This window comes from Crenobacter caeni (assembly GCF_010435965.1).
In the GTDB taxonomy this organism is placed as follows: Bacteria; Pseudomonadota; Gammaproteobacteria; order Burkholderiales; family Chromobacteriaceae; genus Craterilacuibacter; species Craterilacuibacter caeni.
The window spans coordinates 67,597-91,811 of sequence record NZ_JAAGAA010000007.1; the positions used below are offsets into that span (position 1 = coordinate 67,597).

Annotated in this window: 18 protein-coding genes and 1 pseudogene; 11 read left to right on the plus strand and 8 right to left on the minus strand. The window is 67.6% G+C overall.

Annotated elements, in window-relative coordinates:
- Positions 1 to 14 precede the first annotated feature (14 nt).
- Positions 15 to 1,178, plus strand: a complete 1,164-nt coding sequence (gene flgL, locus GZH52_RS09530) for a flagellar hook-associated protein FlgL (protein ID WP_163316243.1) — start codon at positions 15 to 17, stop codon at positions 1,176 to 1,178.
- A 12-nt stretch (positions 1,179 to 1,190) separates the two neighbouring features.
- On the opposite strand, the gene astE is transcribed toward flgL, so the two are convergent.
- The 3 genes from astE to GZH52_RS09545 form a co-directional block, all read right to left on the minus strand.
- Positions 1,191 to 2,165 carry a succinylglutamate desuccinylase gene (gene astE / locus GZH52_RS09535; protein ID WP_349290652.1) on the minus strand — a complete coding sequence of 325 codons (975 nt, stop codon included), beginning with the start codon at positions 2,163 to 2,165 and terminating at the stop codon, positions 1,191 to 1,193.
- Positions 2,166 to 2,276: 111 nt separating this feature from the next.
- Complete coding sequence (locus GZH52_RS09540) at positions 2,277 to 3,056, minus strand: enoyl-CoA hydratase-related protein (RefSeq protein WP_163316244.1); 780 nt, start codon at positions 3,054 to 3,056, stop codon at positions 2,277 to 2,279.
- A gap of 11 nt (positions 3,057 to 3,067) precedes the next feature.
- Positions 3,068 to 3,862, minus strand: coding sequence for an alpha/beta fold hydrolase (locus GZH52_RS09545; protein ID WP_163316245.1), 795 nt, complete (start codon positions 3,860 to 3,862; stop codon positions 3,068 to 3,070).
- A gap of 472 nt (positions 3,863 to 4,334) precedes the next feature.
- Here GZH52_RS09545 and GZH52_RS09550 point away from each other — a divergent pair, with 472 nt between their 5' ends.
- The 7 genes from GZH52_RS09550 (at position 4,335) to speA (ending at position 15,670) form a co-directional block, all read left to right on the plus strand.
- Entirely contained in the window at positions 4,335 to 5,477 is a 1,143-nt protein-coding gene (locus tag GZH52_RS09550; protein ID WP_163316246.1) for an ABC transporter ATP-binding protein, read from the plus strand.
- Positions 5,478 to 5,488: 11 nt separating this feature from the next.
- Positions 5,489 to 6,394 carry an ABC transporter permease subunit gene (locus tag GZH52_RS09555; protein WP_432417434.1) on the plus strand — a complete coding sequence of 302 codons (906 nt, stop codon included), beginning with the start codon at positions 5,489 to 5,491 and terminating at the stop codon, positions 6,392 to 6,394.
- Entirely contained in the window at positions 6,387 to 7,283 is an 897-nt protein-coding gene (locus GZH52_RS09560) for an ABC transporter permease subunit (RefSeq protein WP_163316248.1), read from the plus strand. The genes GZH52_RS09555 and GZH52_RS09560 overlap by 8 nt, the downstream gene beginning before the upstream one ends.
- A gap of 110 nt (positions 7,284 to 7,393) precedes the next feature.
- On the plus strand, positions 7,394 to 8,683 hold the full coding sequence (locus GZH52_RS09565; RefSeq protein ID WP_163316249.1) for an NAD(P)/FAD-dependent oxidoreductase: 1,290 nt from the start codon (positions 7,394 to 7,396) through the stop codon (positions 8,681 to 8,683).
- A gap of 82 nt (positions 8,684 to 8,765) precedes the next feature.
- Positions 8,766 to 9,974: an autotransporter strand-loop-strand O-heptosyltransferase gene (locus GZH52_RS09570; RefSeq protein WP_163316250.1), complete on the plus strand. Its 1,209-nt coding sequence runs from the start codon at positions 8,766 to 8,768 to the stop codon at positions 9,972 to 9,974.
- Positions 9,971 to 13,423, plus strand: a complete 3,453-nt coding sequence (locus tag GZH52_RS09575) for an AIDA repeat-containing protein (protein ID WP_163316251.1) — start codon at positions 9,971 to 9,973, stop codon at positions 13,421 to 13,423. The genes GZH52_RS09570 and GZH52_RS09575 overlap by 4 nt, the downstream gene beginning before the upstream one ends.
- Before the next feature lie 375 nt (positions 13,424 to 13,798).
- The gene (gene speA, locus GZH52_RS09580) at positions 13,799 to 15,670 is read left to right on the plus strand and encodes an arginine decarboxylase (protein WP_163316252.1); all 1,872 of its coding nucleotides are present in this window, start codon (positions 13,799 to 13,801) and stop codon (positions 15,668 to 15,670) included.
- 132 nt (positions 15,671 to 15,802) lie between these two features.
- Here the strand turns inward: speA and GZH52_RS09585 are convergent, their stop codons facing one another.
- Positions 15,803 to 16,993 carry an ammonium transporter gene (locus GZH52_RS09585; RefSeq protein WP_163316253.1) on the minus strand — a complete coding sequence of 397 codons (1,191 nt, stop codon included), beginning with the start codon at positions 16,991 to 16,993 and terminating at the stop codon, positions 15,803 to 15,805.
- Positions 16,994 to 17,143: 150 nt separating this feature from the next.
- Complete coding sequence (locus tag GZH52_RS09590; protein ID WP_163316254.1) at positions 17,144 to 17,617, minus strand: Lrp/AsnC ligand binding domain-containing protein; 474 nt, start codon at positions 17,615 to 17,617, stop codon at positions 17,144 to 17,146.
- A 136-nt stretch (positions 17,618 to 17,753) separates the two neighbouring features.
- Between GZH52_RS09590 and GZH52_RS09595 the strand changes: the two genes are divergently transcribed.
- Positions 17,754 to 19,055 carry a D-amino acid dehydrogenase gene (locus GZH52_RS09595; RefSeq protein ID WP_239058083.1) on the plus strand — a complete coding sequence of 434 codons (1,302 nt, stop codon included), beginning with the start codon at positions 17,754 to 17,756 and terminating at the stop codon, positions 19,053 to 19,055.
- Between the two features lie 3 nt (positions 19,056 to 19,058).
- Positions 19,059 to 20,123 (plus strand): alanine racemase, encoded by a 1,065-nt coding sequence (gene alr, locus GZH52_RS09600; RefSeq protein WP_163316256.1) that lies wholly within the window; start codon positions 19,059 to 19,061, stop codon positions 20,121 to 20,123.
- Positions 20,124 to 20,150: 27 nt separating this feature from the next.
- On the opposite strand, the pseudogene GZH52_RS17170 reads toward alr, so the two are convergent.
- The 3 genes and pseudogenes from GZH52_RS17170 to GZH52_RS09615 form a co-directional block, all read right to left on the minus strand.
- Positions 20,151 to 20,333 (minus strand): annotated as a pseudogene (locus GZH52_RS17170) (hypothetical protein); the annotation flags it as partial.
- The gene (locus GZH52_RS09610) at positions 20,305 to 21,993 is read right to left on the minus strand and encodes a methyl-accepting chemotaxis protein (protein ID WP_163316257.1); all 1,689 of its coding nucleotides are present in this window, start codon (positions 21,991 to 21,993) and stop codon (positions 20,305 to 20,307) included. The pseudogene GZH52_RS17170 and the gene GZH52_RS09610, both read right to left, overlap by 29 nt.
- 80 nt (positions 21,994 to 22,073) lie before the next feature.
- Entirely contained in the window at positions 22,074 to 23,009 is a 936-nt protein-coding gene (locus tag GZH52_RS09615) for a LysR family transcriptional regulator (RefSeq protein WP_163316342.1), read from the minus strand.
- Between the two features lie 231 nt (positions 23,010 to 23,240).
- Between GZH52_RS09615 and GZH52_RS09620 the strand changes: the two genes are divergently transcribed.
- A complete protein-coding gene (locus GZH52_RS09620) occupies positions 23,241 to 24,176 on the plus strand; it encodes a DMT family transporter (RefSeq protein ID WP_203525696.1) in 936 nt (311 codons plus the stop codon).
- Positions 24,177 to 24,215 lie beyond the last annotated feature (39 nt).

Consider the following 24,215-nt stretch of genomic DNA (forward strand, 5'->3'; position numbering starts at 1 on the left):
AGAAAGGCCAATCCATGCGTATCAGTTCGAATACCCAGTTCATCGCGTCGACCTACAGCATCCAGAGCAACCAGTACCGTCTGGCCAGGCTCAACGAGCAACTGTCGTCGCTGCAAAGAATCAACCGCCCGTCGGATGATCCGGTGGCTTCGGCCCAGCTGATCAACCTCGACCAGTCGATTTCGCGCAACGACCAGATGATGGCGAACAGCAAGACCATCGAGTCGAGCCTCGCCTTGTCGGAGGAGTACCTGTTCCGGGCCGGCGAGATCATCCAGAACATCCAGTCGCTCGCCGTGCAGGCGGGCAACGCGTCGCTCAAGGATGAGGACAGGGCGTACATCCGCACCCAGATCCAGGAGCAGACCAAGGCGCTGGTCGGCATCGCCAACAGCACGGACGGGCAGGGCAAGTACGTGTTCGGCGGCACCCGCTCGCAGACGCCGCCATTCAGCCTCGAGCTCGAACCCGAGATGAAGATCGAGTATCACGGCGACTGGGGGCGGCAGGAGATCCAGGCCTCAAGCACCCGCGACATCGCGGTGACCGAGCCGGGCGGCCTGGTGTTTGGCGGCGGCTCGTCCGTGGCCGACCCGAATAACCCGGACGCGTTTAGCGACGGCAACAAGCTGTGGCAGTCGCTGGCACGGCTGGACAAGATTCTGGCCGACGGGCCTTCGGGAATGAATTCGGTGGCTGGCGGGCCGGAGGGGGAGCAGGTAATGGACAACACGGCCACGCCGCCCGTGCCGTTTCTCGACAAGGACGGTAACCCGATGGTGTTCAAGGACGGTTTGCCTCATGTCGACAACAACGGCGTCCCTCACCTGAAGCCTGCGCTCGATGCCGCGGGTAACCCGGTAGCCGGGCGCTGGGAGGCAGACCCGCTGCCGCCCACCTACGACGAGTCGCTGGCCGCTTCGATCAGCGGCCTCAAGGACGGGCACGAACAATTGCTTAGGTCGCATACTGCGGTCGGCGCGCGCCGGGCCGAGGTCGAGCAGCTTGCCAAGACCGGGGAGGGCTTAGACGTGCAGTACAAGGCGGCCGTCGGCCAGTTGCAGGATCTCGACTACGCGCAGGCGGTCAGCGACCTCAACATGGCCTTGCTGGCGATGGACACCACCCAGAAGACCTACAAGCTGGTGTCCGAGCTCAACCTGTTCCGTTACCTGTAACGGGCACGGCGCTCAGGGGCTGACCGGCCCGATCACGATCCCCGCACGCAGCCCCGGCTTGACGCCGGGGTTGGGGAACAGGATGCGCTCGTCGCCGCCTGCGGCGACGTAGCGGGTCGCTCCGTCTTCGGCGATCAGGCTGCCGGCGGCAAGCCGCGTGAAGTTCTCGACGTCGGCGTCCAGGTGCAGGCGGAACGCCTCGCTCTTCTTGATGAGGTCGTACTTGGCGGCAAAGCAGGGCGGGATCTTGCCCTCGCGCGCGGGCTCGCCCGATACCAGGCGCCTCAATTGCGCGTCGATCGCGGCAAAGCGCGCAAGGTCGTTCTGGCCGAACGCCCGTGCCTTGCCAAGCTCCAGCGTGTACGACTCGGCGCCGTGATGGTGGCTGGTGTGGTAGCTGAAGGTCGCCGCCGGTGCGCTGTGCAGCAGCACGGCCTCGATGCCGGCGCCGGCGAGCGTGGCCAGGCGCTGCCGCGCCGGGCGTTCGCCACCCAAGTAGGGCACGATCGCGAAGCGCTCGTAGACCGAGCCGCGGATTGCGGTGTGCAGGTCGTAGTGCAGCCGTGCGCCGCGTGCGGTATCGAAAAACTCCCCGACACAGGCTTCGAGTTCGGCCGCGCGCGCCGCTTCGCGTGCGCCCGCCTGCAACGCGTGCCGGCCGCAGAACAGCCGGTTCATGTCGTAGTCGAGGTAGCGCTCGCCGCTTTGCAGCGCGTCCGGGTGGCCGAGCGCGGCGAGCAGGCGCACGCCAAGCGGCAGCCGCCCGGCGAGCACGTCGTCGACGATGGCGGCAAGGATCTCGACCGGCGCGGTCTCGTTGCCGTGCACGCCGGCCGACACGACGAAGGCCGGCGTGGCGGCGTGCGCGCCGCGCGGGGAGAGTTCCAGCACGCCGCGCGCGAGCTCGCGGCAGAGGGGGCCGCCGCGCTGACTGACGGCGAGGGACGCGGCCGACAGGGCGGCAGCGAGAAAACCGGACGCGGACACATCAATCCTTTCAACGGGGTCGGCGCAGTGCGCCGATGATAACCCGCGTCCCGGTCATGATCTTGCCATAATGCGCCCCGGCCTTGCGCGGTGGCGACCCACCGTCCCGGCCTAGCCCACCCACGCGGGCGGGCGCTTCTCGATAAAGGCCGCCAGCCCCTCGCGGCCTTCGCCAGACGTGCGCACGCGGGCCGCCTCGCCGGCGGCGAGCGCGAGCGCCGCGGGCGAGGTGCCCAGCCCAGACAGGCTTTGCAGCAGCGCCTTGGCCGCGGCCATCGCCTGCGGGCCGTTGGCGAGCAGGTTGCCCACCTGCTGGCGGATCACCGCGTCCAGTTCTTCTTCCTCGACCACCATATGCAACAGCCCCAGCCGCTTGGCCTTGCCGGCGTTGAAGCGTTCGGCGCTGACGAAGTAGCGGCGGCACGCGCGAGTGCCCAGGCTCCTGAGCACGAAGGGCGCGACCGCGGCCGGCACCGCGCCCAGCCTCACGTCCGGAAAGCTGAACAGCGCGCCGGACACGCCGCAGGCGATGTCGCAGCAGGCGATCAGCGCGGCGCCGATGCCGAACGCCGAGCCCTGCACGCGGGCGATGGTCGGTTTGGGCAGGGTATCGAGCGTCTGCAGCATGCGGCCGATGCGCGCCGCCTGCGCCTCGACGCGGCCGGCGTCCATGTCGGCCATCGCCTGCAGCCACGCCATGTCGTGGCCGGTCGAGAAATTGATGCCGTTGCCGGTCAGCACGACGACGCGCACCGCCGGGTCGGCGCCGGCGGCCTCGAGGGCGCGGGTCAGCTCGTCGACCATCTCGTCGTCGAAGGCGTTGTGCAGGTCGGGGCGGTTCAGGCTGAGCGACAGCACGCCCTCGGTTTGCCTGATCTGGATGCGGTCCATGGCGGGTGTCCTCACGGTTGGAGCAGGAATCGTTGGGCGGCGCCGGCGAGCGCGTCCGGTGCCTCCAGGTGTAGCGCGTGCGCGCAGCCGTCCAGCAGCAAGAGTTGTGCCCCGGCGATGCCGTGCGCGATGAGTTCGGCCTGGTGTCGCGGGGTCAGCCTGTCTTCGCTGCCGACCACCACCAGCGTCGGGCAACGGATTTCGTTCAGCCAGCTGCGCGCGTCGTGCTCGAGCACGCCGCGGCTGAGCCTTTGCGCCGCCGGCCAGTCGACCGCCTCGGCGAACTGCCTGAGGGTTGGCAGAAGCTGGGCTTGCGCGGCAAGGAAGCGGCTGGAGAAGAGCCAAGGCAAGCCGCTGTCAAAGCGCAGCGCGAAGCCGCCGGCCTTGTCGCTGTCGACCCAGTTGCGCGCGATCAGCGCGTTGACCGGGTCCGACCACGCCAGCGTCGCCGCCAGCAGCAGGCGGTCGACGCGTTCGGGGTGGTGGCGGGCGAAGTGGAGGGCGACCATGCCGCCGTAGGAGAGCCCCAGCACATGCGTGCGTGCTACCTTCAGTTGTCCGAGCAGCGCCGCCGCGTCGGACGCCTGGCGCGCGAGCGGGTAGCGCGCTTCGTCCGGCTTGTCGCTGAGCCCCTGCCCGCAGAAGTCGACGCGAATCACGTCGAAGCATCTTTCCAGCACGGGCATCAGCCAGGTCCACGCGGCGGTGTTCATGGTGATGCCGTTCATCAGCAGGAGGGCCGGCGCGTCCGGCTGCCCGCTGCGCTCGTAAAACAGGCGGCGGTGGTCGACTTCGAGGTAGGGCATGGGCTTCGCTCCGGTCGCGGGCTTTGATCCAAGTTTACTTCCGACGATGCCAATGTGATGCCGGATGGGCATTATTTTTGTTGTGCAATGCGCAAGAATGGTGCGTGTTGGATGCCTTAAACGTCAGGGTGGTGCCCGGTGTTGCGCAAGAAATCTTTTCAATGTCCGACAATCTGGCAGCAAAATGCCCTTGCTTTGGTAATACGCGCTTTATGAAAAATAGATTTCGGTGTGTAATCTGCTGTTGCAATGAACAATCTTTGATCGTTGTCAAATTTATTAAACATGGAATAAGCTAGGTCAATGCCAGCGAGATGCCGCGTATGGCCGCTCCGGCTTGCCGGGAGGGGCCGGTAGCGGGGCGGGAGGGTCCGCTGGAATGATGATTGCTTAAACAGATGACGTAGCCGTTTGACGCAACCCCGCCGTGCGGCCGGTGCCGCACGCAGAACAAGCAGAGGGAACAGCCATCATGAAGGATGCCGTCGCAAGCGCCCAGCTACCGGCCAAGGAGGCCGGCCAGCAGGCGTACCTGAAGATTGCCGGAGTCGTGAAGAAGTTCGGCGACCATACCGCGGTCGACCACGTCGACCTCGAGATCCATCAGCACGAGATCTTCGCCCTGTTGGGCAGTTCGGGCTGCGGCAAGTCGACCCTCTTGAGGATGCTGGCCGGCATGGAGACGCCGACCGCCGGCAAGATCCTGCTCGACGGCCAGGACATCACCCGCCTTGCGCCCTACAACCGGCCGATCAACATGATGTTCCAGAGCTACGCGCTGTTTCCGCACATGAGCGTCGAGCAGAACATCGCCTTCGGCCTCAAGCAGGATGGCCTGCCCAAGGACGAGATCTCGGCGCGGGTGTCCGAGATGCTGGAGCTGGTGCAGATGAAGAAGTACGCGACGCGCAAGCCCTACCAGCTCTCCGGCGGCCAGCAGCAGCGCGTCGCGCTGGCGCGCTCGCTCGCCAAGCGCCCCAAGCTGCTGCTGCTCGACGAGCCCCTGGGCGCGCTCGACAAGAAACTCAGGCAGCAGACGCAGCTCGAGCTCGTCAATACGCTGGAGAAGGTCGGCGTGACCTGCATCATGGTGACCCACGACCAGGAAGAGGCGATGACGATGGCCACCCGCATCGGCATCATGAGCGAGGGCCAGCTCCTGCAGGTCGGCACGCCCTCGCAGATCTACGACTACCCGAACTGTCGCTTCACCGCCGAATTCATCGGCGAGACCAACCTGTTCGGCGGCGCGGTCGCCGTCGACGAGGCGGATCGCGTCGAGATCGACGCACCGGAACTGGGCGGTCGCATCAGCATCGGCCACGGCATCACCGGGCCCAAGGGCATGGAAGTGTGGGCGAGCGTGCGCCCGGAAGACATCCGTGTCGACATCCGTCCGGTCGAGCCCGGCCCCAACCGCGCGCGCGGCAAGGTGCGCGAGATCGCGTACCTGGGCAGCTATTCGGTCTACCACGTGCAGCTTGGCAGCGGCAAGGTGGTCAAGGCGATGGTGCCGGCCAACCGCTGGTACGAGGCGGGCGAGACCGAGCCGACCTGGGACGACGAGGTCTGGATCAGCTGGCGTGACGACATGCCGGTCGTGCTGACCGCGTAAGGAGGATGGTCATGAGCCTCTTGCGTAAACTGAGCCCGGGCCGGGGCAGCGTGATCGCCGTCCCCTACCTGTGGCTGACGCTGTTCTTCCTGGTGCCGTTCCTGATCGTGCTCAAGATCAGTTTCGCCGAGCAGGACATCGCGATTCCGCCGTTCACCGCGCTGACCGAGTACGCCGACGGCTACCTGAACGTCAAGCTGAACCTGTCGAACTTCCTGTACATCTTCACCGACGAATTCTACTTCGACACCTACCTGTCGTCGCTGAAGGTCGCGCTGTTCACCACCATCGGCTGCCTGCTGCTGGGCTACCCGATCGCATACGCGATCGCGCGCACCGACCCGGCGCGCCGCAACGTACTCCTGATGCTGGTGATGCTGCCCTTCTGGACGTCGTTCCTGCTCAGGGTGTACGCGTGGATGGGCATCCTCAACGAGACTGGGCTGATCAACAGCTTCTTGATGTCTACGGGGCTGATCGACGAGCCCTTGCACCTTTTCCATACCGACTTCTCGCTGTACATCGTGATGCTGTACGCCTACCTGCCGTTCATGATCCTGCCGCTTTACTCCAACCTGGTGAAGCTTGACCTGCGCCTGCTGGAAGCCGCGGCGGACCTGGGCGCACGCCCGATGAAGGCGTTCTTCACGATCACGCTGCCCTTGTCGAAAAACGGCATCATCGCAGGCTCGATGCTGGTGTTCATCCCGGCGGTCGGCGAATTCGTGATCCCGGAACTGGTCGGCAGCTCGGAGACGCTAATGATCGGCAAGGTGCTGTGGAACGAGTTCTTCGACAACAACAACTGGCCGATGGCCTCGGCGGTGGCGGCGGTGATGGCGCTGATCCTGATCGTGCCGACCGCGCTGTTCCACCGTTTCGAAACCCGCGAGCTGGAGGGCAAGAACCATGCATAACGGCAAGCTCTCTCCCTTCCTGAAGGGCGCGCTGGTGGTGGGCTTCCTGTTCCTCTATGTGCCCATCCTCAGCCTGATCGTCTACTCGTTCAACGCGTCCAAGCTGGTGACGGTGTGGGGCGGCTTTTCCTTGCGCTGGTACGCGTCGCTGTTCGAGAACGAGCAGATCCTCTCGGCCGTGTGGCTGTCGGTCCGCATCGCGCTGGCCGCCGCGGCGGCGGCCGTGGTGCTGGGCACCATCGCCGGCCTGGTGCTCGCGCGCTTCAAGCGCTTCCCAGGCAGCACGCTGTTTGCCGGGATGATCACCGCGCCGATGGTGATGCCTGAGGTGATCACCGGCCTCTCGATGCTGCTCTTGTTCATCTCGCTGCAGCAGCTGATCGGCGTGCCCACCGAGCGCGGCTTCTTCACGATCTGGGTCGGCCACACCACCTTGTGCATGGCCTACGTCGCGGTGGTGGTGCGTTCGCGGCTGGTGGAGATGGACAAGAACCTGGAGGACGCGGCGATGGACTTGGGCGCCAAGCCCCTGAAGATCTTCTTCGTGATCACGCTGCCCCTGATCGCGCCGGCGATCGCGTCGGGTTTCCTGTTGTCGGTGACGCTGTCGCTGGACGACCTGGTGACCACCGCCTTCCTGTCCGGCCCCGGCTCGACCACCTTGCCGCAGGTGATCTTCTCCAAGGTGCGCCTGGGCCTGAATCCGGAGATCAACGCGCTGGCGACGATCACCGTGCTGGTGGTCGGCAGCTTCGTCGTGCTCGCCAACTACTTTATGCTAAATGCACAAAGGAAGCGCGACAGGGCGATCGCCGAGGCGATGCGCGCCGACGCGCCCAAGCTGCCCGACGTGCCGCTCGAAAGCCTGGGCCGCCCGGGACGCGCGTAAGGTTCCCGGCGCCCGCGCGGTCCAGGCGCGGGCGCCTATTTTCAGGAAAACCCTGCAATGACCGTCATCCCCTGATCCACCCCTTTTTCCAACCACCCGAAAGCACCCTTATGCTCGAATTCGTCCGCCAGCCCCACGCCCCGTCCTATTACGCCGCGACCGCCGTCCCCTGGGACGACCAGCCGCCGCTGGACGGCGCCGCGAGCGCGGACGTGTGCGTGGTCGGCGGCGGCCTTTCCGGCCTGTCGGCCGCGCTCGAGCTCGCCCGGCAGGGGCTGTCGGTGGTCGTGCTCGAGGGCTCTAAAGTCGGCTGGGGGGCGTCCGGGCGCAACGGCGGGCAGGTGATCGCCGGCTACGCCTGCGACATCGACACCCTGGTCGACCAGCTGGGACAGGATACCGCCCGCGTGATGTGGGACATGACCGTCGAGGCGGTCGAGCTGATCGACAGCCGCGTGCGCGAATTCGGCATCGAGTGCGACTGGACGCGCGGCTTCTGCAACGCGGCGGTCAAGCCGCAGGCGATGGGCGAGCTGGCCAAGTGGCAGGATACGCTGGAGACCCGTTACGGTTACACCGGCACCGAGTTGTGGGACAAGGCGACGCTCGGCGCCAAACTTGCTAGCGACCGCTACCAGGGCGGCCTGTTCGACCCGCACTCGGGCCATCTTCACCCCTTGAACTACACGCTGGGCCTCGCCCGTGCGGCGCTCAAGCTTGGCGTGCGCATCTTTGAAGGCACCGCGGTCACCCGCGTCGAGCACGGCGCGCGCCCGCGCGTGCATACCGCCCGCGGCCACGTCGACTGCGACCAGGTGGTGCTCGCGTGCAACAGCTACGTGGGCGAGCTTGCACCAATGCTCGACCGGCGCATCATGCCGGCCGGCACCTACGTGATCGCGACCGAACCCCTGGGCGAGGCGAGGGCGCGCGCGCTGATCGCTAACAATATGGCGGTGTGCGACACCCAGTTCGTGCTTGACTACTACCGCCTGTCCGCCGACCACCGCCTGCTGTTCGGCGGCAAGGTCAGCTACTCGGGCAAGGAGCCGGCCAACCTCGCTGCGGCGATGCGCGAGGACATGCTCAGGGTGTTCCCGCAGCTGTCCGACGTGAAGGTCGACTACGCGTGGGGCGGCTATTGCGACATCACCATGAACCGCGCGCCGGACTTCGGCCGGCTCTCGGCCAACGTCTACTACCTGCAGGGCTTCTCCGGGCACGGCGTCAACATCACGCAGATCGCCGGCCGCGTGGTGGCCGAGGCGATCGCCGGCAGCGCGTCACGCTTTGACCTGTTCACCCGCATCCGCCACCGCGACTTCCCGGGCGGTCGCCTGATGCGCACGCCGGCCCTGGTGCTGGGCATGGCGTACTACCGGCTGCGCGATTATCTGTAACACGACGGCTGGCAATACTGCCGATCCGTCCTAAACCGTATGCATCGGGCCGGCGACGGCCCTTTGCATTGCGGGGGGACGGATGGCAGCAATCCAGCAGGGTAGCGGCGTCGCCTGCGGCCTGATCGATCCGGCGCCGGCGCCGGTCTGCGCGGGGCCCTGCGGGCTGCGCTACGACTTCAACCTGGGCGCGAGGCTGAGCCTGCCGCCGGGCAACTGGCGGGTACGCCTGTCGGACGTTGCCACCCACAACACCCTGTTCGAGACGACCTTAGAGGGTGGTTTTGTCTCCAGCGGCAAGAAGTACTATGTGCCCTTCCGCGTCGAGGCGTGGCTAAACGGCGAGCCGGTGTTCGACCACACCCTGTCGCTCTGTGGGCGCGAGGTGCTGGTGCAGTGCCCGGTCGGCACGCTGGGCGACGTGCTCGCCTGGTTCCCGTACGCCGACCGTTTCGCGCGGCAACACGGTTGCCGGCTCACCTGTTCGATGTCGCCGGTACTGATCCCGCTGTTTGCCGAGCGCTACCCCGAAATCCGCTTCCTGGCACCCGACGAAGTCGACCCGGCCGAGTTTTACGCGACCTACTACCTCGGCCTCTTCTTCGACGATGATGAAAGCGCGTGGCAGCCCGCCGACTTCAGGCTGGTCGGGCTTGCGCGCACCGCCGGCTACATCCTGGGCGTCGACCCGTCCGACACCCCCGCCTGCATCGATTGCCCGCCCGGGCGGCCGATTGCCGAGCCCTACGCGTGCATCGCCGTGCAAAGCACCACCCAGTGCAAGTACTGGAACAACCCGCAAGGCTGGCTTTCCGTGGTGCGCGCGCTCAAGGCACGCGGCCTGCGCGTGCTGTGCATCGACCAGAAGCCTTGCCATGGCCACGGCCTGACCTGGACGCAACTGCCCAACGGCGCCGAGGACTTTACCGGCGAGGTGCCGCTGGCCGAGCGCGCGCGGCAGCTTATGCATGCCGAACTGTTCGTCGGCCTCTCCAGCGGACTGTCGTGGCTCGCGTGGTCAGTCGGCACGCCGGTCGTGATGATCAGCGGCTTCACCCACCCGACCAACGAATTCTTCACCCCGTACCGGGTGTTCAACCCGCACGCGTGCAACAGCTGCTGGAACGACCCGCGCCACCGCTTCGACCACGCCGACTTCTTCTGGTGTCCGCGCCATCGGGGCAGCGAGCGGCAGTTCGAATGCACGCGGCTGATCACCGCCGAGCAGGTGACCGACACCATCGCCCGCGTGCCGCCGCGTGCGGAACAAGCAAGGGAGAATGACCGATGAAGTACCGTACCCAATGTTTACGTTTCGGCGTGCGCACCTTTGGCCGCGCACCTGTCTGGTCGAGATTGCTGTGCCTGCTGCTGGGACTGCCGCTGTCGTGGCCGGCGCTCGCTGACACGGTGTCCGGCGTGGTCAGTGGCGGGAAGGTGGTACTGGGGGCGACGCAGGACGTCGTCGCGGGTGGGGTCGCCATCCGCGTCGAGGTCGACGGTACGCAGAACGTGTCGGCAGGCGGGGCAACCAGCGCCACCTTCGGTGCCGGCGTGCAGAATGTCTACTCGGGCGGGGTGGCTAGCGGGACGGGCATGAAGGGTACCCAGTATGTTTACACCGGTGGCGTCGCCAGCACGACCAATGTTTTTGGTGTCCAGAATGTCTATGGTGGACGCGCCGTCAGCAGCACCGTCCTGTCCAGTGGTTCGCAGCGGGTTAGTGCGGGCGGGGTGGCGGTGTCGACCACGCTGCTTGGCCAGGGTGCAGGCCAGGGCGTGGCCGCTGGCGGCAGCGCCAGCCAGACGACGGTGGACGCAGGCGCCATCCAGACCGTCGCCGGCGGCATCGCCTCCCAAACCACCGTGTCGTCCGGTGGCTTGCAGCAAGTCCTGGCAGGGTCCGCGGGCGTGACGGTGCTGTTGTCCGGGGCCACGCAAGACATCATTGGCGCGGGCACCGCGCGGCAGACTACCGTGAGCGCCGGGGCAACGCAGAATGTCGGCGGGCAGGCGATCGACAATGTGGTCAACGGCGGCACGCAGAACGTGAGCGCGGGCGGAACCGCCACCTCGACGACGCTGGCCTCGGGCGGCCAGCAGGTGGTGTCGTCCGGCGGCTACGCCAGCGCGACGCAGGTAGTGAACGGCACGCAGAACGTCTCGGCCGGCGGCTCGGCAGGACAGGCCACGGTCGGTGTCTCCGGCGTGCAGAACGTGCAGGGGGTGGTCAGCGCCACCGTCGTCAACGGCGGCGCGCAGATCATGCTGTCGGGCGAGGCGTTCGACACCACGGTCAACTCGGGCGGGTCGCAGTCGGTCGGCGGCGGCCAGGTGCTGAACACCACGCTCAACGGCGGCAGCACCCAGACCATCCTCTCCGGCGGCCAGGCCAACCAGACCATCCTCAACGCGAGTTTCCAGAACATCCTCGCCGGCGGCACCGCGCTGCTGACCGAAGTGAACAGCGGCAGCGACCAGACGGTGCAGGGCGTGGCCAGCGCGAGCGTGATCCAGCAAGGCGGCCGCCAGTACGTCAGTGCCGGCGGCAGCGCGGTGCTCACCACCGTCAACGGCGGCTTGCAGGACGTGTACGCCGGCGGCTCGGCGACCAGTACAACGGTCGTCTCGGGCAGCCAGCGCGTCGAGGCGGGCGGGGTGGCAACCTCGACCACGGTGAGCCGTGGCGGCGACCAGATCATCTACGGCAGTGCCAGTACCAACCAGATCAACGGCGGGCGCCAGTTTGTCTACGCAGGCGGCGTCGCCAGCGGCAATACCTTTGCGGGTGGTAGCCAGCAGATCAATAGTGGGGGCTTGGCCACCGGTAACTCGCTGAGCTCGGCCAGCCAGTTCGTGGAGAACGGCGGCGTCTCACGGGACACCACCTTGCTCTCTGGGGGGCGTTTGACGGTGTCCGCCGGCGGCCTCGCGCAGGACGTGACGATAGAGACTGGCGGCGCGGCGCTGGTTGCCGGTGGCACACTGGATAACGCAACGCTCGCCGGCAACGGCGGGCGCTTGCAACTCAATAGCGGCACCCTGGCCGGGCAGACCCGCATCAGCGGCGACGACAACCGGCTGGTGCTGCAAGGCGGGCAGGTAGCCGGTAGCTTGTCGGTAGCCGGCAGCGGCAACCAGGTCGGCATCGGCCAGGCCGACTTGTCGGCCTGGGGGCCGCTGACCGACAGCACGGGCGCCAACACGCTGGTGGTGCTCTCCGGCACCAGCATCCGCGCGCAGACCGGCCCGGCTACCTCCGGCGTACTCGACTTGCAGAACTGGTCGGCGATCCGTGTCAACAGCGGCGGCACGCTGGGGCTCGCCGGCAATTTGGCGCTCGCCGGCGGCGGCACGCTTTCGGTGTCCGGCACGCTCGCGGTGCCGCAGGCGGCCACCGTCAGCGGGAACCTAGGCAACGCGGGGGTGCTCGCCTTGTCCGCGCCGCTGACGGTCACCGGCGACTACGCGGGCTTGGGCGGCGTGCTGCAGGACAATGTGTCGGCCGGCAGCGAAACCGCCACTTTGCTGACCGTAGACGGCGCGGGCAGCGGCACCACCCGCGTCGTCTTCGCCAACGACGGCACGCCGGGCCGCCTGGGCGAGAAGATCGAGTTCGCCAGGATCGCCTCGGGCAGCGCCGACTTCGTCGCCGCCAACCCGGTCGGTGCGAACAACCCCTACGACGTGCGCCTGAAAGGCAGCCCCTACGTGTGGCAGATGGTGCGCGCGGGCGACGAGTGGCTGCTCGAGTCGCCGGCCGCGCCGGTGACTCCGCCGATCCCCGAGCCGCCCACCCCGGCGCCCGAGCCGTCCAAGCCGCTCAAACCCGCACGCCTGTTGCCGGAAATTCCCGCCTACGGCACCTTGCCCGCAGTCTCGGAACAGATCGTGCGCGGCAACCTGATGTCGCTCGGGCAAAGGCTGGACACGGCGCCGGGCGTGTACCGCGACGTCTGGCTGAAGACCGACGGCTTTCACCTGCAGCAGGACGCGCGCTACGGTTTCTCGTTCGAGGGGCACGGCGTGTCGCTGACCGCGGGCGCCGACCAGGGCGGCGTGTGGCGGGACACCGGACGCTGGCGCGCCGGGGTGTTTGCCGCGTGGAATCGCGGCTGGATCGACGTCAACGGCGAGGGCAAGGTGATTCCGTCGCGCGCCACCTCGGACATCCACCTGGACAGCCTGCAGGCCGGCGTGTACGGCCAGTTCGAACAGGACGGCTGGTTCGCGCGCGGCATCGCGCTGGGCGGGCGCGAGCGGGCCAAGGTCTCGACCGAGGACCGCTACTTCAACACCCTGCACGCGACGATCTGGGCGCTGCACCTGGCGGCGGGCAAGGCGTTCGAGCCGCGCGAGGGCTGGCGCGTGCTGCCGCAGCTGAACGCGAGCTACGCGCGCCTCAATTGGGACCTGGTCGACGACAGCATCAAGGGCCGTTACCAGGACACCGCGCACTGGTACGGCGGTGCCGGCGTGCGCGTCGAGCATGCGCTGGCCGACGACGCGAGGGTGTGGCTGCGCCCCGGGGTGAGCCACCGCTTCGGCAGCGACCCGGCGCTGGCGCTCACCGCGCCCGACGTCTACCTGCCGGCGGCGGGACCGGCCACCACCTGGCAGCTGCAGGCGGGGCTCGCCAAGGACACCCGCTGGGGCGGCTGGTACGGCCTGGTTGGCGGCAGCTGGGGTAGCGGGCAGCAGCAGGCCAGGCTGGAGGCAGGTTGGCGCTGGCTGTGGTGAACGCGCAACAAGTGTCGCCCGGGTGTAGAGGATTTTGAACGGTACAAGGCGGGGATTCCCCGCCTTTTCCTTTTTGGCCGGCCGCTGGCGCGCTGCTTGTTTGTCATGCTGTTCAATAATTTTTACAGCCAAATTTTCGCGCTTGTCATTGTGCGCGTGCTTGCTAGAATCCGCCCCCATCGGGCTATCAGGCCCGGTTTGCTGCTCCGACATCCCAGGCCCACATCAAGCGATTGCGCCCGAAAGCCGCGCACTAAGGAGCGTTCCCTTCATTTATCAATGCGGGGAGCTTCGCGGTGACGGGCGTGCCCGGGTGCCGGCCTGCGGCCGGCGCTCCGGCGTGCTTTCTGCGCGGGTTCCCCTAGGGGCACATCGATGACCTGGAACATCCAAGACAGCCTGAGCCTGTACGGCATCCGCCACTGGGGCGACGGCTACTTCGACATCGGCGACAACGGCAACGTCTGCGTGCGGCCCAACGCACACGGCGAAGTCGACCTCCACGCCCTCTTGCAGCGGCTGAAACTGAAGAACCTCGAGTTGCCGCTGTTGCTGCGTTTTCCCGACATCCTGCAGGACCGTGCACGTCGGTTGTGCGGTGCGTTCGATACGGCGATTGCCGACGTGGGTTACCAGGGCGCGTACACCGCGATCTACCCGATCAAGGTCAACCAGCAAGAGGCGGTGGTCAAAAGCCTGATCGCGGCCAAGGGCGCCCGCGTCGGCCTCGAGGCAGGGTCCAAGCCCGAACTGATGGCGGTGCTCGCGCTGTCTCCCGCGGGCGGCACCATCGTGTGCAACGGCTACAAGGACCGCGACTTCATGCGCCTGGCGCTGATCGGGCAGAAGCTCGGCCACCGCGTGTTCATCGTGATCGAGAAGGAGTCCGAGGTCGCGCTGTTGATCGAGGAGGCTGCACGCCTCAAGGTGCGCCCGAACATCGGCCTGCGCGTGCGCCTGTCCAGTGTCGGCGGCAAGTGGGCGGACACCGGCGGCGACAAGGCCAAGTTCGGCCTGTCCGCCTCGCAGCTGATCGCCGTGGCCGCGCAGTTGCGTGCGGCGAATCTGGACGACTGCGTCTTGCTCATGCACTTTCACATGGGTTCGCAGATCGCCCACCTCGAGGACTACCGGCGCGGTTTCCGCGAGGCGATCCGCTACTACGGCGAGCTGCGCGCACTCGGCCTGCCGATCGGCGTGGTCGACGTCGGCGGCGGCCTCGGTGTCGACTACGACGGCACCCGCTCGCGCAACGACAGCTCGATCAACTACGATCTGGCCGAGTACGCGCAGACGGTGGTCGGCATGGTCGGCGAATTCTGCGCCGCCAACGGCCTGCCCGAGCCCGAGCTGTTCTCCGAGTCCGGCCGCGCGCTCACCGCGCACCACGCGGTGCTGGTGATGAACGTCACCGACGTCGAACGCCTGCCCGAGACGCAGCCGCAGCCGGCGGCGTCCGAGCTCTCGCAGCTTGCCGCGCCGACCAGGAAGCTCCTGGAGATGGGCGAGCTCGCCGACGCCGAGATGGTCACCGAGACCTACTACCGTGCCTGCCATTACCTCGCCGACGTTTCCGAGCTCTACAACGAGGGGCGGCTGGGCCTCGCCGAGAAGGCGCTGGCCGAGCAGGCGCACGCTGCGCTGTGCCGCCGCCTGCGGCAGGCCTTGTCCGCCGGCGCGCGCAGCCAGCGCCAGGCCTTCGACGACTTGACCGAGCGCCTCGCCGACAAGTACTTCTGCAACTTCTCGGTGTTCCAGAGCCTGCCCGACACCTGGGCGATCGACCAGGTGCTGCCGATCATGCCGATCCACAGGCTGGACGAGGCGCCGACCCGCCGCGCGGTGCTGCAGGATTTGACCTGCGACTCCGACGGAAAGGTGCGCCAGTACGTCGACGGGCAGAGCATCGAGACCAGCATGGCGGTGCACGAAGTGCGCGCGGGCGAGCCCTATTTGCTCGCGGTGTTCCTGGTTGGCGCCTACCAGGAGATCCTGGGCGACATGCACAACCTGTTCGGCGACACCGACTCGGTCAACGTCTGGCAGTACACCGGTGGCCAGCTGGAGATCGCCGGCGTGGAAGGGCACGATACGGTCGAAGACATGCTGCGCTACGTGCACCTGGCGCCGGACGAACTGTTGACCCGCTACCGGCAGAAGCTTTCGGTGCTCGACGTCGCCGAGCGCGGCAGTTTCCTCGCCGAATTCGCGCGCTGCCTCAAGCAGTCGTCCTATCTGTCGGTGTAAGAAGGCCCGTGCAGGGGCGGGATCATCCGTCCGGAACCGCCAAAAAGCCCTGCTTGCGCAGCAAGCAGGGCTTTTTGCGGACAGCGCCCCAGGCCGACAGCGGCCGCGGCCCGGCGCTGCCGGCGGTAGGGCTTACCAGTTGGTCTCGCGCTCGGGGCTCGCGCTGATCTTGTGGATGGCGAGGTCGGCGCCGATGAATTCTTCTTCTTCGGTCAGCCGCAGGCCCATCGTTGCCTTCAGCACGCCGTAAACCAGCAGCCCGCCGGCAAACGCGATGGCGACGCCAAGGGCAGTGCCGACCAGCTGCGAGGCGAGGCTGACGCCGCCGGTGCCGCCCAGCGCCTCTTGGCCGAACACCCCGGCGGCGAGCCCGCCCCATACCCCGCACAGGCCGTGCAGCGGCCACACGCCCAGCACGTCGTCGATCTTCCAGCGGTTCTGCGTCAGCGTGAACAGCCAGACGAACAGGGCGCCGGCGATGGCGCCGACCGCCAGCGCGCCCACCGGGTGCATCAGGTCGGAGCCGGCGCACACGGCGACCAGCCCGGCCAGCGGGCCGTTGTGGATGAAACCGGGGTCATCCTTGCCCAGCCACATCGCGGCGAGCGTACCGCCGACCATCGCCATCAGCGAGTTGACGGCGACCAGCCCCGAGATGCCTTCCAGCTTTTGCGCGCTCATCACGTTGAAGCCGAACCAGCCGACGATCAGGATCCACGCGCCCAGCGCGAGAAACGGAATGGACGAGGGCGGGTGCGCGGCGACGCGGCCTTCCTTGCTGTAGCGGCCGCGGCGCGGCCCCAACAGCAGCACGGCGGCCAGCGCGATCCAGCCGCCGACCGCGTGCACCACCACCGAGCCTGCGAAGTCGTGGAACGGTGCGCCGAAGGTATGCGTCAGCCAGTCCTGCACGCCGAAGCGTCCGTTCCACGCGATGCCCTCGAACAGCGGGTAGACGAAGCCGACGATCAGCGCGGTGGCGATGGTCTGCGGGTGAAAGCGCGCGCGCTCGGCGATGCCGCCGGAGACGATGGCGGGGATGGCCGCGGCGAAGGTCAGCAGGAAGAAGAACTTCATCAGCGCCTCGCCGTGGTTGGCGGCGAGCGCGTGCGCGTCGGAGAAGAAGTCCACGCCGTAGGCGAGCGTGTAGCCGACGAAGAAGTAGGCGAGCGCGGAGACGGCGAAGTCGGTGATGATCTTGGAGAGCGCGTTGACCTGGTTCTTGCGGCGCACGGTGCCGACCTCCAGGAACGCGAAGCCTGCGTGCATGGCGAGGATCATCACAGCGCCCAGCAGCAGGAATAAGGTATTGTCGGCACTCATTTGGCGCACTCCCTTGTTGTTGTGTGGGGTGCCTAATGCAAATTGGATGCCAGCGCATGGTGCACGCCGAATGCGCGGTGCACGGCACTGGTGCGCGCCTTGGCGCACGAAAACGGTGCGTGATGCGTTCGCCGTGCACCGTCGTGGAGCTCAGGTGAGCGGCAGCAGCAGCGTTTCCTTCACTTCTTCCATCACCACATAGCTTTTCGACTCGTTGGCCGCCGGCAGCTTGAGTAGGATGTCGCCCAATAGCTTGCGGTACTGCGACATGTCGCTGATGCGCGCCTTGATCAGGTAGTCGAAGTCGCCGGACACCAGGTGGCAGTCGAGGATGGCCGGGATCTTCTGCACCTCGCGGCGGAACGCCTCGAAGAGGTCGCCCGACTTGCTGGAGAGGCGTATCTCGACGAACACCAGAAGCCCCGCGCCCAGCGCCTGCGGGTTGAGCCGCGCGTAATAGCCCTCGATCACGCCCTCGCGTTCGAGGCGGCGTACCCGCTCGGTACAGGGGGTGGTCGACAGGCCCACCTTGTCGGCCAGTTCGGTCATGGTGATGCGCCCGTTGGCCTGCAACTCGCGCAGGATCTTGCGGTCGGTCTTGTCCAGCGTGCCTGACTTGTCCATGTTTCACTGTTTAACGCGTTAGTTTTGGCGAAACCCGCTTTGCAGTTGCCAATGTTTGGTGAAAAAAACTGGTATGCCATCAATATACTACGCCAAATCACTGAACGTGAATCTGTCGCAAGAACGGGGAGCAAGCATGAAAGTAGTCGTGTTGGGCGGTGGCGTGATCGGCGTGTCGACCGCATGGTATCTGGCCAAGGCCGGCTGCGAGGTGACGGTGATCGAACGCCAGGACGGCGTCGCGCTGGAGACCAGTTTCGGCAACGCCGGGCAGATCTCGCCCGGCTACGCCGCGCCGTGGGCCGCGCCCGGCATCCCGTTGAAGGCCGCCAAGTGGCTGTTCCAGGAACACGCGCCGCTGGCGATCCGTCCGGACGGCAGCCTGTTCCAGTGGCGCTGGATGGCCGCGATGCTCGCCAACTGCAACCCGCGCGCGTACAACGTCAACAAGTCGCGCATGATGCGCCTGGCCGAATATAGCCGCGACAAGATCCGCGAGATGCGCGCCGAGACCGGCATCGCCTACGAAGGCCGCCAGGGCGGCACGCTGCAGCTGTTCCGCTCGCAGGCGCAAGTCGACGCGATGGGCAAGGACATCGAGGTGCTGGAAGAGTGTGGCGTCGCCTACCGCGTGCACGACCGCGATAGCCTCGCGAGCGTCGAGCCGGCGCTCGCCGCGGTCAAGCACAAGCTCACCGGTGGCCTGCAGCTGCCGAACGACGAGACCGGCGACTGCCAGCTCTTCACCACCGAATTGGCCCGCCTGTGCGAGAAGGCCGGCGTGCGCTTCGTGTTCGGCGCGCCGATCGAGCGCATCGAGGAGGCGAACGGCCGCGTGCGCGCGGTGGTGGCCGGCGGCAACCGCTACGAGGCCGACCACTACGTGCTGGCGCTGGGCAGCTACTCGCGCCAGTTGCTCGCGACGGTCGGCATCGACGTGCCGGTCTACCCGGTCAAGGGCTACTCGCTGACGGTGCCGATCGTCGACGAGACGCGCGCGCCGGTGTCGACCGTGCTCGACGAAACCTACAAGATCGCCATCACACGCTTCGACAACCGCATCCGCGTCGGCGGCATGGCCGAACTGTCGGGCTTCAATCTCGAACTCAACCCCAAGCGGCGCGCGACGCTGGAAATGGTGGTGTCCGACCTCTACCCGGGTGCCGGCGACGTGCCGGCCGCCAGCTTCTGGACCGGGCTGCGCCCGATGACGCCGGACGGCACGCCCATCATCGGCGCGACGCGCCTTAGCAACCTGTCGCTCAACACCGGCCACGGCACGCTGGGCTGGACCATGTGCGCGGGCTCGGGCAAGTTGCTCGCCGACCTGATCACCGGCACCCGCCCGGAGATCAGCGCCGACGGCCTGTCGATTGCGCGTTACGGGCAGGCCACCGCGCAGATCGCCGGCGGCCGCGTCGCATTGGCCGGGGCGTAAGCGATGCGTCCGCTCGTCGCCGAAATTGATCTTGCCGCGCTGCGCGACAACTACCGTCTGGCCAAGTCGCTTGCCGGCTCCCGTGCGTTGGCAGTGGTCAAGGCCAACGCCTACGGCCACGGTGCCGTGGCGTGTGCCGAGGCGTTGTCGGGGCTGGCCGACGGCTTCGCGGTTGCCTGCATCGAGGAGGCGCTCGAATTGCGCGCGGCGGGCGTTGCGGCGCCCATCCTGCTGCTCGAAGGCGTGTTCGACGCCGACGAGTACACCCTCTGTGCCGAGCAGAACCTGTGGTGCGTGGTGCAGGGCGAGCCGCAGCTGGCGATGCTGGAGGCGGCGTCCATTCCCGCACCGCTGACGGTGTGGCTGAAGATGGATTCGGGCATGCACCGCGCGGGCTTCGCGCCCGAGGCTTACGCGCGTGCGTATCAGCGCCTGTCCGCCAGCGGCAAGGTGGCCGACATCGTCAAGATGAGCCACTTCGCGCGCGCCGACGAGCCGGCCGTGCCGATGACGCACGCGCAGGCCGAGCTGTTCGACAGCGTCTGCCGCGAGCTGCCGGGCGAGGAGAGCCTCGCCAACTCGGCCGCGCTAATCGCGCACCCGGCGACGCGCCGCGCGTGGTCGCGGCCGGGGATCATGCTGTATGGCGCCAACCCCTTGCCGGCGGGGCCGTGGCCCGCGCTGCGCCCGGTGATGACGCTCAAGAGCCGGGTGTTCGGCGTGCGCGAGATCGCCGCGGGTGAGCCGCTGGGCTACGGCGACAACTTCGTCGCGACGCGGCCGACGAGGGTCGGGCTTATCGCCTGCGGCTACGCCGACGGCTACCCGCGCTTGGCTTCAACCGGCAGCCCGCTCGCGGTGGACGGCGTGCGCAGCCGGGTGATCGGCCGGGTGTCGATGGACATGCTGACGGTCGATTTGACCGACCTGCCCGGCGCCGGGCTGGGCAGCGAGGTCGAGCTGTGGGGCAATACGGTGCAGGTGGGGGAGGTCGCCGCGCACGCGGGCACCATCGCTTATGAAGTGCTGTGCAACGTCAAGCGTGCGCGGCGGGTGTATCTGGGCTGAGCCAGCACGCTGGAGGCGATCGACTGCGCCCAGCGTGACGGCCGCAGCGGGCAGGCCGTAGAGCACGCCGCTGGCCTTGCTATGCGCCAGCGTATGCGCGCCGGCGTCGTGCATCGCCTGCAGGCTGCGCGCGCCGAGCCTGCTCAAGCGCAGGACCCTTTGCCAGAGGACTGACCGGCCATCAAACCGTGAAGTGCGTGAGGCGGGCATTCATCGTTTCGGCGAGTGTGCTCATCCGGCCGGCCACGTCGGCCGCGTCGCCGGCGCTGTGCCGGTTTTCCTCCGCGATCACGCCGATATGCTGGACATGGCCGTCGATATGGGCGTTGGCGCCGACATGCTCTTCGATCGCGCGGGCGATCTGCGCGGTCTCCCCGGCCAGCTCGATCGAGTGCGTGCGGATCGTCTGCATCGATTCGCCCGCTTCGCGGGCGAGCTGGACGCCGGTGGCGACCCTGGTGCTGACTTGCTGCATGTCTTCCACCGAGTTTTGCGTGCCGCGGCCGATCTCGTCGATGCGGCTGGCGATGTCCTGGGCCGCCAGCGCGCTGCGCTCGGCCAGTTTCCTCACTTCGTCGGCGACTACCGCGAAGCCGCGGCCCTGTTCGCCGGCCCGTGCCGCCTCGATGGCCGCGTTGAGTGCCAAGAGGTTGGTCTGGTCGGCGACGTCCTTGATGACTTGGACGATATGGACGATTTCGCTGCCCTTGCGGCCCAATTCATCGACCGAGCTGGCCGCGGTTTCGACCGCACGCGCGATATTCTCGATCTCGGCGACGGTCGACGCGATGATGTCGGCGCCATGTTCGGATACTTCGCGCGTCTTGCGGCTTTGCTCGTCGACCCGGCCGGCCGAACGGGCCACTTCGTTGATGCTGGCCGACACTTGCTGCATGCCGCTCTCCATGCTGCCGGCCGCGTCGGCCTGCTTGGCGGAACTTGCCTCGACGGCGCGCGCCGCCTCGTTCATCCGTTCGGCGGCGTCGGCGACCTCCGTGCTTTGTGCTCGGATCGCTTGCAGCGTGCCAGACAGCGCACGGCGCATCGATTCCAGTTGGCCGAGGATGCTCTGTTCGCCCCGGTAGGGTACCGCCTGCGAGAAGTCGCCGCCGGCAAACGCGCCGATCGCGCGGTGTGCAAGGTCGACCGAGCCGCCGATCTGCCGGTCCAGCGTGCGCTTGGCGTACCACAGTGCGGTGAACAGCAGGGCGGCCAGCACGGCGGTCAGCACGCTCAAGCCCTGTTCGATGGCGGCGGCCTGTTCGACGGCAGCGTCCGAACGCGTCTTGAGCAATTCGAAGAAGGCGTCGACCGGCTGCATGATGCGGGCGACTTCGGCGTGGTAGGCGTGTCCGTGTACCAGCTCGCGTGCGCGCGCCTGCTCTTCCGGGCCGCCGGCGGCCAGCTGCATCGCTTCCTCTTCCAGCTTGATCAGCGCGTCGGACGCCTTCTTCGCTTCGTCAAGCTTGGCCAGTTCCTCGGCGCTGAAGCCCGCCTGCTTCATCAGGTCGAGTAACGGCGCTGCCGGCCCGTCCGGTCGCGGCTTGCCGCCGCCGGCCTCGATGAACGGCCAGTAGATACGTTCGGGCTGTTGCGGCCGCGGCGCCTTGCCGTCGAGGATGTCGGCGATCGTCTGGTATTCGTTCTTGAAGCGCACATCACCGGTGACCACGTAGCTGCGCGCGGTGCGCGTCAAATCGTCCGACGCCTGGCGGAATTCGTCGGCGAGCAGGTAGGACTGGTGCTGCTGGCGATACGCGTTTTCCAGCCGGTCGCCCGCCATGATCAAGGCGACAAAACACAGCAACAACAGGATGGCCGACGCGCCGATCAGGGTCAGCGCGCGGGCAAACGGATTGGGTGTGCGCATGGTTGAATCCAATTTGGGTATTAATTCACATATAGTAAACTCAAAAACCATTTAAATGTCATGGATTTGGCGCTCTGGCGTCAGATGGTCCTGCCGCTGGCTGGTCGGTACGGGGTGTGCGGGCTGTTGTTGTCGTCTTTAAGAGTTGCGCTCAGGTGCGCCAGCAGCGCGCGCAGCGCGGCGCCGCTGTGGCGGTCGCGCGCGTAGAGCAGGTAGGCGGTGCCCTGGTAGTTGGTGTCGAACTGCCAGTTATCCAGCACGCGCACGACGCGTCCGCCGGCGAGCGCGTCGCGCGCGACGAAGTCCGGCACGCAGCCGACGCCCAGCCCCGCCTCGATCGCCGAGAGGCGCATCTCGCTATGGTTGGCCGCGAAGCGGCCGCCGACCGTCACGGAGACCTGGGTCTCCCCCTTGGTAAAGCGCCATAGCCGGTCGCCCGGCGCCTCGCCTATGGTCAGGCAGCTATGCGCGCCCAGCGCGTGCGGGGTGTCGATCGGCGCGTGGCGTGCAAGGTAAGCTTGGCTTGCCAGCAGCAGCTGGCGCACCGGGAACAGCGCGCGGGCGACGACGCCCGGCGGCGGCTCGTCGGTCAGGCGGATTGCGACGTCGATGTGTTCGCGGATCAAATCGACCGGCCGGTCGGTGACCATCAGTTCGACGTCGACGTCGGGGTAGGCGTGCAGGAAGGCGAGCAGCGGCGCGTCCAGCACATGGCGCGCGAACGCCTTGGGCGCGCTCAGGCGCAAGCGCCCGGCTGGGGCGCTGTGGTGTCCGGCGGCGACGGCTAGCGACGCCTGTGCGGCGGCGACCATCTGCCTGCCGTGGGCGAGCACCTCGGCGCCGGCGTCGGTCAGCGTCAGGCTGCGGGTGTTGCGGCGGAGCAGGGTGACGCCCAGCGCGCGCTCCAGCCGCGTGAGCTGGCGGCTCAAGGCCGACGGGGTCTGCCCGCACGCGCGCGCCGCCGCCGAGAAGCTACCGGCGTCGGCGACGCGCACGAAGGCTGCGAGCTCGTGCATCACTTCCAGAAAACTGTCTGTTCCCACCGTGCAACACTCCTGTTCGCGGCCACCGCCTAGTCGGCGCGCCGGCGCGCGCCCAAGATCGCGGCATTCCCCCGCTTGAAAAGGACACGCGATGACGACCCGCCCCGCCTTGTTCCACCGCGCCGCTATGGATAGCGGTCGGCCAGATTATACCTTTTGCATTGCGTGGCACGCCGCGCGGATGGGCCATGCCGGGAGACCGGCATGAGGCGCGCGCCGGGCATGGGCTACCGGCTGGGTAGCGGCGTTGCGGCGCGCCTGCCGTTTGGCCGGGTTGAAGGCTTGCTGCTCGGCGTCGCGCTGATCTGGGGGGCGAGTTACAGCGTCGTCAAGGTCGCCGTGGCCGAGATATCCGTCGCGCAACTGTTGCTGCTGCGCTTCGGGCTGACCTTCTTGTTGCTGCTGCCCGCCCTCGGCGCGCTGGCCCGGCACTGGAGCGCGGCCGCGGCCGGCGGCGCCTTGCTGCTCGGGGCCAACCTGCTGGCGATCTTCGCGTGCGAGAGCTGGGGCGTCGCGCAGACTTCGGCCGCCAACGCGGCCTTCCTGGTCAGCCTGTGCGTCGCCTTCACCCCCTTGTGCGAATGGTGGCTGCTGGGCGAGCGCCCCGTCGCGTCCGTGCTGGCGGCGGCGCTGGTGTCGGTGCTGGGCGCCTTGCTCTTGGCGTTCGCGCAGGGAGACGGGCTGCGCCTGCCGGGCGTCGGCGACGCGCTGATGGTGGCGGCGGCCTTGCTGCGTGCCCTGATGGTGTGCCTGACCCGGCGCCACGGCGGCCGGCACGGCTGGCCGGCGCTGACGATGACGGCGGTGCAGATGGGGGTGATGACTGCAGGCAGCGCGCTGCTGATGGCGGGGCAGTTCGGCACCGACTGGCCGGCCTTGCCGGTGAGCTGGCCGTTCTGGGCGGCGCTGGCCTTCCTGGTGGTGCTGTGCACGCTGTTCGCCTTTTTCGCGCAGAACTACGCGGCGTCCCGTACCTCCGCCTCGCGCGTCGCGCTGCTCACCGGCAGCGAGCCGCTATGGGGGGCGCTGGTCGCGGTGCTGTGGCTGGGCGAGCCCTTGTCCGCACAGGGTTGGCTGGGCGGCGCGCTGATCGTCGCCGCCGCGTGGTGGGTCAGCCGGCCGGGCGCGCGGCGCGGCTGACAAGAAAACACCCGGCGCACAGGCCGGGTGTTTGCGTGG